Source organism: Gandjariella thermophila, assembly GCF_005405885.1.
Lineage (GTDB): Bacteria > Actinomycetota > Actinomycetes > Mycobacteriales > Pseudonocardiaceae > Gandjariella > Gandjariella thermophila.
In genome coordinates this window covers 76,614-89,834 of the sequence record NZ_BJFL01000015.1, presented here as the reverse complement: position 1 = coordinate 89,834, position 13,221 = coordinate 76,614, and the positions used below count along the sequence as shown (strand labels likewise).

Genomic DNA, 13,221 nt, shown 5'->3' with positions numbered 1-13,221 from the left:
CCCCCTGGACACCACCCGGTTCCAGAAGGACCCGTGCGGCGTGCTCACCCCCGCCCAGTTGCGAGCGCTCAACGTGGCCGCACGCGGCGAAGTGGACAACCAGGACCCCACCGGCCCCGCCTGCGGCTGGACCGACACCAACGGCCCGTCGAAAATGTCGTTGGGCGTGGGCTTCCTCACCGCCGGACACGGCCTCGGCGACATCTACAGCCAGAAGGAAACCTACGGGCGCTTCCAGCCGCTGCCGGACATCGAAGGCTACCCCGCGGTGATCGCCGTCAGTGGGAGTGAAACGGGACACAGCGGAGCCTGCACGATCGACGTGGGCGTCACCAACCAGTTGGCGGTCAACGTCTTCGTCCAGCTCAAGAGCGGCGTCGACGCGCCGCCGGACTACACCGACACCTGTCCGCGAACACAGAAGGTCGCCGACGCGATCATGAAGACGTTGAAGGGGGAATCGTAGATGGGGTTCGGCGAGTGGTACCACGGGGCCGTCGGCGCGATCGACCGCGCGGCGGACGCCGGGGGACACGCGCTGGGATGGGCGGTCGGCCACGGGTATTCCGCCATCACCGGCGACAAGGCGGGCGGCCACGCGATCGAGGGGAAGATCGACCGAGCCGCGGACCGGCTGTTCTTCGACGGCCATGCGCCGGCCGGGGACAATCCCGCCGACATCTACCAGTGGTTCCACGGTCCCCAGGCGCACGGCACCGGCGACTACGCGCACGGCGAGACAGACCTGCGCGCGATGGCGGGCACCTACCAGGAGTGCGAGACACACGCGCGGAACGCGCAGGCCGCGTTACGTGACGGTTGGAGCGGTTCAGCGGCCGAGGCGGCGCAGCAGAACATGACGCCGATCGTGACGACGGCGGCGGCGTTCCATCAGCACGTGGCCACCAGGCAGAACTCGTACGGTTCGCAGATTCCGTTGTGGGAGCGCACCAAGAACAGCGTGGTGCTGGTACCGAAGGACCCGCCGCAGGCGAATCCGTTGATGGTGCCGATGGCGGTGAACCCGATGACGGCCGGACCCGCCGTCATGAACGCGATCGACACCGACCGGCAGGTCACCACGTACCAGCAGAACGCGCACCAGAACCAGCAGGCGTTCAGCACGTACCAGCCGCCGACGCAGCAGAACGCCGCGGCGATCCCGCAGCAACCCGGCCCGGTGGACCCGGGGAGGTCGGACACGGGCAGCGCGCCGCCACCGCCCGGCGGCGGGGTACAGCCGCCGCCGCGTACCGCGTGGCGTCCCGGCTCGGGCGGCAGCACCGGCGGACCGGGCGGCGCCTCGGGTGGAGGCCACGTCGGCTCCGGTGGCGGCTGGACTCCACCGCCGGGGACCGGCGGATACACCGGGCCGGGCGACAGCACCAGTGCGGCCGGATACGTGCCACCCACCACGACCGGCGCGGCTGCGGGCACCTTCGACCCCACCGGCGCCCCGGCGGGCGGTGGCGCCGGTTACCGGCCGGACGGGGGCTCCTGGCACATGTTCGGTCCGGCCGGCGGGGCGAGTTACGGGCCGGGTGAGGGCTCTGGCTCGGTGTTCGCTCGGGGCGGTGGGGCCAGTGAGGACGGCTGGGGCGCGCGCGGTGGACGGTTCGGCGCTGGCGCGGACGGCGGGCGCTTCGGCAGCGGTGCCGGTACTGGCACGCGCGGTCCGGGCAACGCGGCCGGGGCAGCGGCCGAGGAGGAGGGCATGCTGCGCCGCGGCGGCGTCGCCGGAGCAGCGGGCCGGCCGGGCGCGGCGGGCACTGCCGGCGCCGGAGCGATGGGGGCCGGTGGCCGGGGTGGTCGCGGCGAGGAGGACGGGGAGCACCGCGCCGCCGCGTATCTGGTCAGTGAGGACAACGGGAACGAGATCGTGGGTGGCCTCCCACTGACCGCGCCGCCGGTCATCGGAGAATAGTCCACAACAGACAGACCACAAAGGTACTGGGGGACACAACACAACATGGTGGTGCGCCATCAGGTGGCCATCTCCGCACGCAGTTACGCCGTGGCGTGGGCCGCCGAGGAACTCGGCCCGCAGCATCCGGCGCTGCTCGCGCCGCTGCACGAGGATGACACCCCGCTGGCGGGACGCATCGAGCGGGCCGTGGCCGAACTGGAGCGGAGCCGCCTGTTCGATCGACGCGGCGGGCTCCACGGGGACCTCCTGACCACGTTCCAACTGCTGGCCCGTCCCAGCATCGAGTTCTACGGCTGGATAGCCACCGAACGGCCGCCGGCGAACTTCTCGGCGGTGGCCGCCGCGCGCGGCAACGACGCCGTGCTTGCCGTGCTCAACGGGGACGCACTCACGCTGACGCCGTTGCGGCCGGACGCGAATGCCCGGGCGCTGGTCGACCTGTTGCCGCGCACGCCGCCGGCGCACGCGCAGTCGATCACTGCCCCGGCCAGTGACCTCGGCACCGGAACGGCCCATGGTCCCGACGAAGTGTTCGCCGGACTGTCCCCGCCACAGACGGGCAGTCCGGCAGCGGGCGCGATTCGGCGGCTCGACGCCGCGCCGCGCACCGCGGCCGCGCAGTTCTACGTCGCGGTCAGGGACGCTTCCGGTCGCCGGCACCGTAACCCCTACCCGCTGAACGTGCGCGACCTGCCGGACGGCCGGTGGTTCGTGCAACACACCAACTCGTCTGGCCAGATCTGGGTCACCGCGGCTCCGGCAAGCCCTCAGTCACTCACCGCCCGACTCGACGAGATACGGCGCGGTCTGCGCTGACGGAGGGGATCGGGGAGAGGCTGACAACGACGGGCGGCCCGGCGCGCCGGGCCGCCCGTCGTTCGGGTTTCTCAGCCGAGGCGGCCGGCCCTCACCGCGTCGAGGAATGTCTCGTACGCTGTTCGGCCGACCACGAGCGCCGGGCCGGTCGGGTTCTTCGAGTCACGCACGGCGGCGCCAGCGGGCAGGAGTGCGAGTTCCACACACTGGTTGCCGCCACCGCTGCGACTGGACTTCCGCCACCTTGCACGGGACAGATCCACTGTCTACCTCGTTCTCTTCAACATGTTCGCGATGAGCCGAGCAGCCTCCTCGTCGTCGAGTGATTGCCTGCCCAGATGATCGAACAGCGTGGACAGCTCGGCCACGACGTCCTGATCGTCGACCAGATGGCCGCCCACCGCGTACTCCTGGAAGGCCACCGGCAGGGAGACCTCGGGGGCGAAGTCGAGGAGCACGAAGCTTCCGGACATGCTCTCGTGCAGGCCGGTCCGAAACGGCAGCACGCGGACGGAAACGTTGGGCCGCTCCGCCATGGCCAGGAGGTGCCGCAACTGCTCCTCGGCAAGGTCGGTGTCCGCGATGCGGCGTAGCGCCGCCTCCGAGATCACCGCGTGGAACTCCAGCGAATCCTGCTCGGCGGTCAGTCGCTGCTGCCGCCGCATGCGCACGGAGACCTTCCGGTCCACCCCGGCGGGCTCGGTCATGTGGCGAGCCAGGACGTGCACCGCCCGCGCATACGCCTCGGTCTGCAGCAGTCCCGGAATCACGGCAACAGCGCCTTTCCCCGGCACGTGTTGTGCCTGGACACCGACTTCGCCACCAGTTGCAGCACCGCCGTCGACCTCACCCCGGCCGAAACGGCGTCGTCCTCAGACTGGCCTGCCTGAACGCCTTCACGGTCACCCTCGGCCTCCAGCCGGTACCGGGTGCTACTGGCCTTCAGCCGCACCCGGACCACCGAACTGCTCGACCACCTCACCGACACCCGCGCACTACTCACCGCGCCCCGACCCAAGCGCTCCCTCGCCGGCCGGGCGCAACAGCCCCCGGTGCCGTTCACCATCCAGCCGACCATGAGGAGTGACCCCTCGTCGAGCGCGGTGGGGTCAGTAGTCGTCGCGGCCGATGAAATGGCGTTCCAGCAGGTCGGCGGAGCCGGTGACGAGTTCGAGGGGGTCGACGAACTCGTTGATGTCCAGGTTGACCAGCGGCAGCGAGTGTCGGAACACCAGGTAGTCGCCCATCACCACGGCGCCGCCGACCACCGTGGTGTTGCCGATCTCGCTCAGCACGGCATGCAGGGCCACCTCGTCCACCCGGGCGAACGGCGCGGCGAGCTGCACCCATTCCTGGCCGTCCAGGACCTCCCGGGCGACCACGACCATCTGGGTGCGCTCCTCCTCGTCCTCCTCGGTGCCCCACCTGATGTTGATCCGGATCTCGTCCGGCTCGACGCGGATGACCTCGTAGCTTCTCCGGATGTAGGTCACCAGATCTTCCCAGGTCGCCATCCGGGACATGCCCCCCTCGGTCGGCCGGCCGCGCGTGATCGCCAGTCAAGCACACCTGGTGCGGCCAGTCACGGAGCCGCACCGGGGTAGCCGGTAGCCCGGCGACCACCAGGTTGCACCAAGTGGTCTATACCTATCCGGTCGGTGGGCGGGTAGACAGGCCAGTCGAGCGCAACCGCCACGCCGGGAGGCTGGACATGAGCGGACGATCGCGGTCGGCGCGGCTGGCCGTGCTGGTGGCCGCAGTGGGACTGGTCACCATGGTGACCACCGGGGTGACGGCGGATGCCGCGGCGGGCGCCCCCGGGCAGACCGACCGGGCCGCGGCGGCCGCGCGCCTGAACCTCCTCGTGCCGCAACCCGTGCTGGTGCGGCCGTCCGCCACGGCGCCCTACCGGATCACTCCGGCGACCGCCGTCTGGGTGCCCGCCGGGTCGGCTGAGGCCCGCGCGGTGGGCGAGCAACTGGCCGGCCTGCTGCGCCGCTCCACCGGCTACCCGCTGCCGGTGTGGGAGAAGCCGGCCGGCTCGGTCGCGGCGATCGGGCCGGGTATCGAACTCCGCTTGGCCGGCCTCGCCGGGCTCGGCGACGAGGGCTACCAACTCGACGCGGCGCCCGGCGGCGTGGTGATCCGCGCCGCCGCGCCGGCCGGTCTGTTCCACGGCGTGCAGACGCTGCGCCAACTGCTCCCGCCAGCCGCGGAGAGCGACCGCCGGCAGCCCGGACCGTGGCTGGTGCCCGCCGGGCACGTGGTGGACCACCCGCGGTACGCCTACCGGGGCGCCATGCTGGACGTGGCCCGGCACTTCTTCGGCGTCGCCGACGTGGAGCACTACATCGACGAGATCTCCCTGTACAAGATCAACTATCTCCTGCACCTGTCCGACGACCAGGGCTGGCGCATCGCGATCGACGGCTGGCCCCGGCTGGCCAGCTACGGCGGCGGCACCGAGGTCGGCGGCGGTCCGGGCGGGTACTACACCCAGGGCCAGTTCCGGCAGCTCGTCGCCTACGCGCGGGCGCACTTCGTCACCATCGTGCCGGAGATCGACGGGCCGGGACACACCAACGCGGCACTGGCCTCGTACGCGGAGCTGAACTGCGACGGCGTCGCGCCGCCCCGCTACACCGGCATCGACGTCGGGTTCAGCTCGCTGTGCGTAAGCAAGCCGGTCACCTACACCTTCCTCCGCGACGTGCTCGACCAGCTCGCCCGGCTCTCCCCCGGCCCGTACCTGCACATCGGCGGGGACGAGGCGCACTCCACCCGCGCGGCCGACTATGCCACCTTCGAGGGCAGGGAACTGCCGATCGTGGCGGACACCGGCAAGGCGGCGATGGCCTGGCACGACATCGCCAAGGTGAACCCGCCCACCTCGACCGTGCTGGAGTTCTGGGGCACCACCGGCTCCGACCAGCCCACCGCCGCCGCGGCCGCCCGCGGCAACAGGGTGGTCATGGCGCCGGCGAACCGGGCGTACCTGGACCAGAAGTACGACCCGAGCACCAGGCTGGGCCTGAACTGGGCCGGCTACATCGAGGAGCGGGACGCCTACGACTGGGACCCGGGTAGCTACCTTGGCGGCGTGACCGGGCCCTCGGTCCTCGGCGTGGAGGCGCCGCTGTGGTCGGAAACCCTGGTCACCATGGCGAACATCGAGTACCTGGCGTTCCCCCGGCTGCCCGCGATCGCCGAGCTGGGCTGGTCACCGCGGGCCACGCACGACTGGAACTCCTTCGCCGAGCGACTCGGCGCGCAGGGTCCGATGTGGACGGTGATGGGCATCAACTTCCACGCCTCCCCGCAGGTGCCGTGGGCGCCGGGCACCCGGGGCGGTACCGACTGACCTCGTGTGGGCTGCCGGGTCCGGGCCGGTGGTCGTCCGTGGTGGCGGCCACCGGCCCGGCGGGCATGGCGCGCCGGCTCAGGCCTGCCTGATCGCGGAGATCTCGAACTCCAGCGTGACCTTGTCGCCGACCAGCACGCCGCCGGTCTCCAGCGGCGCGTTCCAGGTGACGCCGAAGTCCGAGCGGTTGATCGTGGTGGAGCCCTCGAAGCCGACCCGGTTGTTGCCGAACGGGTCGCGCGCCGCGCCCTCGAGGGTCAGCGGAATGGTGACCGACCTGGTCACCCCCTTGATGGTCAGGTCGCCGGTCACCTCGTAGCTGTCCTCGCCGGTCTGCTTGATGTCGGTCGAGGTGAAGGTGATCTCCGGGTAGTCGGCGACCTGCAGGAAGTCGTTGGTCCGGAGGTGGGCGTCCCGGTCGGCGTTGCGGGTGTCGATACTGTCCACCTTGATGGTCACCGTGGCCGAGGACCGGGACACGTCCGCGCCATCGATGTGCACGGTGCCGCTGAACTCGTTGAACGCGCCGCGCACCTTGGTCACCATCGCGTGCCGCGCGACGAAGCCGATGCGGCTGTGCGCCGGGTCGAGGGTGTAGTCCCCGGTCAACTCCGCCAGGGTGGTTGGTGCGGTCATCGGGTACCTCCAAGTGGTTGAGATTTCATCTACCACCCTACTCGGTAAAGGTGACGTGTCAACTTTCCGCGTATACTCGCGTGCATGACCGGGGCCCGATGGCTGGACGACCGCGAGCAGTGCGCCTGGCGCGCGTACCTGGCGATGAACGCGCGACTCACCGCGCGCCTGCACCGCCGGATGCAGGACGACTCGGGCCTGTCGCTGGCCGATTTCGAGGTGCTGGTCTGCCTCACCGACCAGCCCGACGCCCGGGTCCGGATTGTCGAGTTGGCCCGGTTCCTGCAGTGGGAGAAGAGCCGGCTCTCCCACCATCTCACCCGCATGCAGCGGCGCGGCCTGGTCGACCGGGAGGGCTGCCCCGAGGACGCCCGGGGTTCGTTCGTGGTGCTCACCGCGGCGGGCCGGCGGGCCATCGAGCGGGCCGCGCCCCGGCACGTGGCCGCCGTCCGCGAGCTGTTCCTGGACCGGATCACCGGCGAGCAGTTGGACACGCTGCGCGAGATCGCCGAGCGGGTGCTGCCCGGCCTGGAAGTCGAGTAGCCGCTCGCCGGCTCGCGTGTTCCGGCTCGGTGGACCGGCCTCAGCGGCCGGTGGGGTCCGGGACGTAGAGCGTGATCGGGGTGCCCCGGGGGACGGCACCCTGCGGGGTCTGGCCGATCACCGTGCCGCCCGGGGCGTCCGCCGGGATGGGCTCGATCCGCGCCGGGTAGCCGGCCTGCGCCAGCGCCTGCTGCGCCCGCTCCACCGGCTGACCGACGACCACCGGCACGATCGGGCCGTGGTCCTGCGCGCGCAGGTAGCCGGGATCCGGACCGGGTAGCGGCTGATCGGGCTGGCCGGCCAGGATCTGGTTGAACGCGTCGAAGAAGGTCGGCGCGGCGATGGTGCCGCCGAACGCTCCGGCGCAGCTCTCCCTGATCACCGGCGGGTTGGTGGCGCAGATGGTGCCCGGGTCGTCGCCGTCGGCGTAGACCGCGGACACCGCGGCGTAGCCGTCGGTGATGCCGAGGAAGGCCACCGACTCGTTCTCCTGCGTGGTGCCGGTCTTCGCCGCGGTCGGCCGGGTCCAGCCGGCGTTGCGGGCGGCCGCCGCCGAGGTGCCCGGCGGCCGGATGTCGTCGCCGAGCCCGGCGACCAGCGAGTCGGCCAGGGCCGGGGCGACCACCTGCTCGCACGGCAACTGCGGCACCGTCACCGGATGCCCGTCCCGGTCGACGACCGAGTCGATCGGCGTCGGTGGGCACCACCGGCCGTGGTCGGACAGGGTCGCCGCGACGTTGGCCAGTTCCAGCGGGCTGAACGGGTTGAAGCCGAGGGTGAAGGCGACGTTGTTCAGGTTGTAGACGCTCTGCGGCTCGCTGTACGCGGTGGGGTTGCTCGCTCCCTGCGGGGCCGGGCCGGGCGGCCGGCCGTACATGTTGGCCTGCATGGTCTGCCGCAGCCCCAGCCGGGACGCCATGCCCAGCACGCTGCCCATCCCGGCCTGCACCTCCAGGTTGGTGAACGCCACGTTCGGCGAGGTGGCCAGCGCCTCCCGCAGGGTGATCGGGTTGGGGTAGTTCGGCGAGTAGTTGTGGATCGGCGAGCACCGGGTGTACTGGTTGCGGTTCGGCGGGAAGAAACACTGCTCGTACGGGTTGCTCATCGGGGTCTGCAGGCCCACCCTGCCCTGCTCCATTCCGGCCGCCGCGGTGAAGATCTTGAACACCGATCCGGCGCCGAACGGCACGCTGACGTCCGCCGGCTGGTTGTAGCTGGTCTGCCCGGCGGCCGCGTCGGTACCGAAGTCCCGGTTGGACACCAGCGCCAGCACCCGGTGGCCGTCCGGCCCGGGTTTGACGATGACGAACGGGTTGGCCACACCGGGCTGCGTGGTCGGCACCCGGCGGTTGGCGGCCTGCTTGGCGATCGCGCTGATCCGCGGGTCCATCGTGGTGCGGATAGTGTAGCCGCCGGTGTAGATCTGGTCCCGGGTCATGCCGGCCCGTTCCAGGTAGTTCACCACGTAGTCGCAGAAGAAACCGGCCTCCGGCGCGATCGCGTAGCAGTTGTTCGGCGGCAGCGCGGGGCGCGGCTCGACCACACCCAGCGGCTGCGCCTTCGCCTCATCCGCCTGCCGCGCGGTGATGGTGCCGGTGTCCACCATCGCGTCGATCACCATGTTCCGGCGTGCCAGTGCGTGGTCGGGGAACTGGTAGGGGTTGAAGAAGTTGGGGTTGTCCACCATCCCGGCCAGCAACGCCGCCTGGGCGATGGTGAGGCGGTCCGGCGTGGTGTTGAAGTAGTACTGGGCGGCGGCGCGCACGCCGAACATCTGGTTGCCGAAGGACACCACGTTGAGGTAGCCGGTGAGGATCTGCTCCTTGCTCTGCCGCTGGCCGACGGTCGCCGCCAGCTTGGCCTCCCGCAGCTTGCGGGCCAGCGTCGCGTCCTGGTCCTCCTGTTGGGCCCGCCGGTCGTTCCGGTCGACCACGTTGATCAGGTAGTTCTTCACGTACTGCTGGGTGATCGTGGACCCGCCCTGCTGGGACCCGCCCCTGGCGTTGTTCAGCGCAGCCCGCACGATGCCGCGCGGGTCCAACGCGGACTCGGAGAAGAACCCGCGGTCCTCGATGGACACGATGGCCGCCTTCATGGTGACCGCGATGTCCTGCCACGACGCCGGCAACCGGTACTGGTCGTAGAGCGCGGCGACGGGCCGGCCCTCGGCGTCGGTCAGCGTGGTGACCAGCGGCGGCGGCACGGCGGCGAGTTGACCGGACACCCCGCTCACCGAGGAGCTGATCTGGTTGGACAGTTCGCCCAACCCGCCGGCGACCGGGAAGGTCACGCCCGCGACGAGCACCCCGGCGAGCGCGCACCACACCACCAGCAACCCCACCGGCCGACTCAGGCCCGCCTCACCCCGCATGTTTCCTCTGGTACACGGTCTCCGGGCACCGTGTCCACGGCCTGAGACAATCCATACCGTGGTGTTGTCATCGCGTGTCGTCATCGCGGTGTGCCGGCGCGCACCGCCCCGCCACCGGGCGCCGGACCACCGCGCGCGTCAGTGGACCGTGTCGTGCGCGGCGGCCGCCGGCGCTGCCCGCCGGCCACCGGCCGCGGCAGTGAGCAGTCCGCGCAGGTCGAGGCGGACCAGATCGACGCCGGCCAGCGAGATCACCGCGTCACCGCTGACCGCGGCTCCCCGGTAGACCACCCGGTCCAGCAGGTCCACGATGCCGGTTCGGACAGGACTGGTCGCCGCGGGCCGCTGCGGCCGGAGCGACTCGGTCACCGGTGGGCCACCTCCATCCGCTGCTCGTCGAGATCCCACTCGAACTGGGTGAACGAGTACGGCGGCCACGGTCCGGTGACCTCCACGCTCACCCCTTCCCGATCGAGGTCGACGAGCAGTTGCTCGATCGCGGCCTGGAACGCCTTCTCCCGGTCGACGGGAAGCAGGTAGGCGGCGTCCAGCAGCAGGTCGTGGTCGTGGTTGTGGCCGCGGATCACGCTGTCCGCGGCGTACCGGCTGAGCGTCTCGTGCAGCGACCGGGTGGAGCTGACCCCGCGCCGCTGCCGCGTCTGCGCGGCGGCCGCCCGGTCCCGGCGCAGGTACTGGCCCGCGGTCAGCTCGTCCAGGTTGACCTCGGCGGTGTCCTTGTCGGCGTCGGCGTTGCCGCCGGCGGGCCGGGCCCGCACGCCCCACTCGCGGTGCCCCTGCACCCGCTCCAGCCAGCCCCGGGCCTGGTCCGCGTAGGCGCCCAGGAGCCGCGCCGCGGCGTCCTCGTCGGGGAGCACGGTGGCGAACCGCAGCGGGAGCACCGGCCGCTGGGCGAAGACCATCCGGACCACCTCGTCGTGCTGCCGGGCCAGCACGACCAGCTCGCTGTCCTCGGAGAGCGCCCGGCCGTCGGCGGCGGCGCCCAGCGCGGCGTAGCGGGTCGGGTCCACGTCGGCGACGACCACGCCGAGGCCGGCGTGGTTGACCATCCGCAGGTCCACATCCCCGGCCGCGGTCCGCAGCGCCGCCGGGTCCAGCGTGCCCTCCCAGGTGACCAGGTACGCGTACAGGCCGTGGTCGGGCACCGTGCCGGCGCCGAACTGTGCGGCGTCGAACACCGCCGAGGCACTCCCGCCCGCCGAGGCGGCGTCGAACACCGCCTGCTCGGTGGGCCAGGACGGCGTCTCACGGGCGGGCGGGGGCACCCTCAGGGCCGGCGGTAACCGGGTGGGCAGGTCGTCCCGCGGGCTGTCCCGGTCCCCGTCCGCGGCCACGCCGGCCTCGGTGTTGCGGGCCCGGTCCAGGATGGCGTGGGTGAGCCGCCGGGTCAGCTCCGTGTGCGCCCGGTTGCGCGCCTCGCGCAGCGCCGCGGCCAGCACGTCCGGCGCGTGTTGCCGGGCGAGGCTTTCCACCAGACTGTTGATGTCGGGAATGGATTCTTCCTGCTTGTCAGTCACCGCTGTCCCTCCGCGAGTCCGCGCGACCGGCCCTGCCGACGGAGTGGTCGCGGCCAGATGTACGCGCGGGAGCCGCGTTCAGTTCGGACACGGTGCCCGGCGGCCGCAGGACGCGACTGTCTCGGCGACCTTCGGTGATCGCCTTTCGCACGACGCGTTAACCGCAGGACGGGGGAAGCGCACGTTGTGGCCGCCCACCGGACGGCCACAACGAGTCACTTCTCGCGCGGATCGTCCGCCGCGCGCCCGCCGTCCGGTAGGGCGGCGGCCGCGGCGATCTCCGACGGTGCCGGCGGAGTCTCCCGGTGCCTCCCGCGCCCACCGGTGTGCGCCTCCGCACGGATGCGCTCCACCATGTGCGGGTAGTGCAGCTCGAACGCGGGTCGCTCGGAGCGGATCCGGGGCAGTTCGGTGAAGTTGTGCCGCGGCGGCGGGCAGGAGGTGGCCCACTCCAGCGAGTTGCCGAAGCCCCACGGGTCGTCCACGTCCACCGGCTCGCCGAACCGGTACGACTTGATGACGTTGTAGATGAACGGCAGCAGCGAGGCGCCGAGGATGTAGGAGCCGATGGTGGAGATGGTGTTCAGCGTGGTGAACCCGTCGCTGGGCAGGTAGTCGGCGTACCGGCGGGGCATGCCCTGGTTGCCCAGCCAGTGCTGGATGAGGAACGTGGTGTGGAAGCCGATGAACGTGGTCCAGAAGTGCAGCTTGCCCAGCGACTCGTCCAGCATCCGGCCGGTCATCTTCGGGTACCAGAAGTAGATGCCGGCGTACGTGGCGAACACGATCGTGCCGAACAGCACGTAGTGGAAGTGCGCCACCACGAAGTAGGTATCCGAGACGTGGAAGTCCAGCGGCGGCGAGGCCAGCAACACCCCGGTCAGCCCGCCGAAGAGGAAGGTGATCAGGAAACCGATGCTGAACAGCATCGGCGTCTCGAAGGTGAGCTGGCCCTTCCACATGGTGCCGGTCCAGTTGAAGAACTTGATGCCGGTCGGCACGGCGATCATGAACGTCAGGATGGAGAAGAACGGCAGCAGCACCGCGCCGGTGGCGAACATGTGGTGCGCCCACACCGTCATGGACAGCCCGGCGATCGCCATCGTGGCGAAGACCATGCCCTTGTAGCCGAACAGCGGCTTGCGGCTGAACACCGGGATGACCTCGGTGATGATGCCGAAGAACGGCAGCGCCACGATGTAGACCTCGGGGTGGCCGAAGAACCAGAACAGGTGCTGCCACATGATCGCGCCGCCGTTGGCCGGGTCGTACACGTGGGCCCCCAGGATCCGGTCCGCCAGCAGCGCGGCCAGCGCCGCGGTCAGGATGGGAAACACCATCAGCACCAGCAGGCTGGTGACCAGGATGTTCCACGTGAAGATCGGCATCCGGAACATGGTCATGCCGGGTGCGCGCAGGCACACCACCGTGGTGACCATGTTGACCGCGCCGAGAATGGTGCCCAGACCGGACACCGCCAGGCCGGTGATCCACAGGTTCCCACCGACCCCGGGCGAGTGCATCGCGTCGGACAGCGGCGTGTAGGCGAACCAGCCGAAGTCGGGCGCGCCGCCCGGGGTGAGGAAGGCGGACATCACGATGGTTCCGCCGAACAGGAACAGCCAGTAGGAGAAGGCGTTCAGCCGGGGGAACGCCACGTCCGGGGACCCGATCTGCAGCGGCAGAACCAGGTTGGCGAAGCCGAACAGGATCGGCGTCGCGTACAGCAGCAGCATGATGGTGCCGTGCATGGTGAACAGCTGGTTGTACTGCTCGTGGGACAGGAACTGTAAGCCCGGCCGCGCCAGCTCGGTCCGCATCAGCAGCGCCATCACGCCACCGAGCAGGAAGAAAACGAACGCGGTGACGGTGTACATCACCCCGATCTGCTTGTGGTCCGTGGTGCGCAGATAGGCCAGGAACAGGCCGCCCTTGGGCGCGGGCCGCCGGGGCGCGGCGTGGACGGCGCTCGGACGCACGGTGGTGGTCATCGGGACGGCTCCCACTTGGACGATGTCGGTCCACACCATCC

14 protein-coding genes are annotated in these 13,221 nt (G+C 70.9%); 5 read left to right on the top strand and 9 right to left on the bottom strand.

Annotated elements, in window-relative coordinates; translation table 11 throughout:
• The 3 genes from FFT21_RS15870 to FFT21_RS15860 all read left to right on the top strand — a co-directional run.
• The coding region (locus tag FFT21_RS15870) for a DUF3558 domain-containing protein (RefSeq protein WP_192909567.1) at positions 1–466 on the top strand (466 nt) is incomplete at its 5' end.
• The gene (locus tag FFT21_RS15865) at positions 467–1,924 is read left to right on the top strand and encodes a hypothetical protein (protein ID WP_137814642.1); all 1,458 of its coding nucleotides are present in this window, start codon (positions 467–469) and stop codon (positions 1,922–1,924) included.
• A 45-nt stretch (positions 1,925–1,969) separates the two neighbouring features.
• Positions 1,970–2,743 (top strand): ESX secretion-associated protein EspG, encoded by a 774-nt coding sequence (locus FFT21_RS15860; protein WP_137814641.1) that lies wholly within the window; start codon positions 1,970–1,972, stop codon positions 2,741–2,743.
• Between the two features lie 71 nt (positions 2,744–2,814).
• Here FFT21_RS15860 and FFT21_RS15855 read toward each other — a convergent pair whose 3' ends face one another.
• The 4 genes from FFT21_RS15855 to FFT21_RS15840 form a co-directional block, all read right to left on the bottom strand.
• Positions 2,815–3,006, bottom strand: a complete 192-nt coding sequence (locus tag FFT21_RS15855) for a DUF397 domain-containing protein (protein WP_137814640.1) — start codon at positions 3,004–3,006, stop codon at positions 2,815–2,817.
• Positions 3,007–3,009: 3 nt separating this feature from the next.
• Positions 3,010–3,513: a DUF5753 domain-containing protein gene (locus FFT21_RS15850; protein WP_137814639.1), complete on the bottom strand. Its 504-nt coding sequence runs from the start codon at positions 3,511–3,513 to the stop codon at positions 3,010–3,012.
• Positions 3,510–3,695, bottom strand: coding sequence for a hypothetical protein (locus tag FFT21_RS15845; RefSeq protein WP_137814638.1), 186 nt, complete (start codon positions 3,693–3,695; stop codon positions 3,510–3,512). The genes FFT21_RS15850 and FFT21_RS15845 overlap by 4 nt, the downstream gene beginning before the upstream one ends.
• 157 nt (positions 3,696–3,852) lie before the next feature.
• Positions 3,853–4,257, bottom strand: coding sequence for a hypothetical protein (locus tag FFT21_RS15840; protein WP_137814637.1), 405 nt, complete (start codon positions 4,255–4,257; stop codon positions 3,853–3,855).
• A gap of 197 nt (positions 4,258–4,454) precedes the next feature.
• Between FFT21_RS15840 and FFT21_RS15835 the strand changes: the two genes are divergently transcribed.
• A complete protein-coding gene (locus tag FFT21_RS15835; RefSeq protein ID WP_225978451.1) occupies positions 4,455–6,104 on the top strand; it encodes a beta-N-acetylhexosaminidase in 1,650 nt (549 codons plus the stop codon).
• Positions 6,105–6,182: 78 nt separating this feature from the next.
• On the opposite strand, the gene FFT21_RS15830 is transcribed toward FFT21_RS15835, so the two are convergent.
• A complete protein-coding gene (locus tag FFT21_RS15830; protein WP_137814636.1) occupies positions 6,183–6,740 on the bottom strand; it encodes a YceI family protein in 558 nt (185 codons plus the stop codon).
• An 84-nt stretch (positions 6,741–6,824) separates the two neighbouring features.
• Between FFT21_RS15830 and FFT21_RS15825 the strand changes: the two genes are divergently transcribed.
• Complete coding sequence (locus tag FFT21_RS15825; RefSeq protein WP_137814635.1) at positions 6,825–7,283, top strand: MarR family winged helix-turn-helix transcriptional regulator; 459 nt, start codon at positions 6,825–6,827, stop codon at positions 7,281–7,283.
• 40 nt (positions 7,284–7,323) lie between these two features.
• On the opposite strand, the gene FFT21_RS15820 is transcribed toward FFT21_RS15825, so the two are convergent.
• The 4 genes from FFT21_RS15820 to ctaD form a co-directional block, all read right to left on the bottom strand.
• Positions 7,324–9,654 (bottom strand): penicillin-binding protein, encoded by a 2,331-nt coding sequence (locus FFT21_RS15820; protein ID WP_192909566.1) that lies wholly within the window; start codon positions 9,652–9,654, stop codon positions 7,324–7,326.
• A gap of 138 nt (positions 9,655–9,792) precedes the next feature.
• Positions 9,793–10,023: a gas vesicle protein gene (locus FFT21_RS15815; protein ID WP_225978450.1), complete on the bottom strand. Its 231-nt coding sequence runs from the start codon at positions 10,021–10,023 to the stop codon at positions 9,793–9,795.
• Positions 10,020–11,189 carry a GvpL/GvpF family gas vesicle protein gene (locus tag FFT21_RS15810; RefSeq protein ID WP_137814633.1) on the bottom strand — a complete coding sequence of 390 codons (1,170 nt, stop codon included), beginning with the start codon at positions 11,187–11,189 and terminating at the stop codon, positions 10,020–10,022. The genes FFT21_RS15815 and FFT21_RS15810 overlap by 4 nt, the downstream gene beginning before the upstream one ends.
• A gap of 215 nt (positions 11,190–11,404) precedes the next feature.
• Complete coding sequence (ctaD, locus tag FFT21_RS15805) at positions 11,405–13,180, bottom strand: aa3-type cytochrome oxidase subunit I (RefSeq protein ID WP_137814632.1); 1,776 nt, start codon at positions 13,178–13,180, stop codon at positions 11,405–11,407.
• Positions 13,181–13,221: the final 41 nt, after the last annotated feature.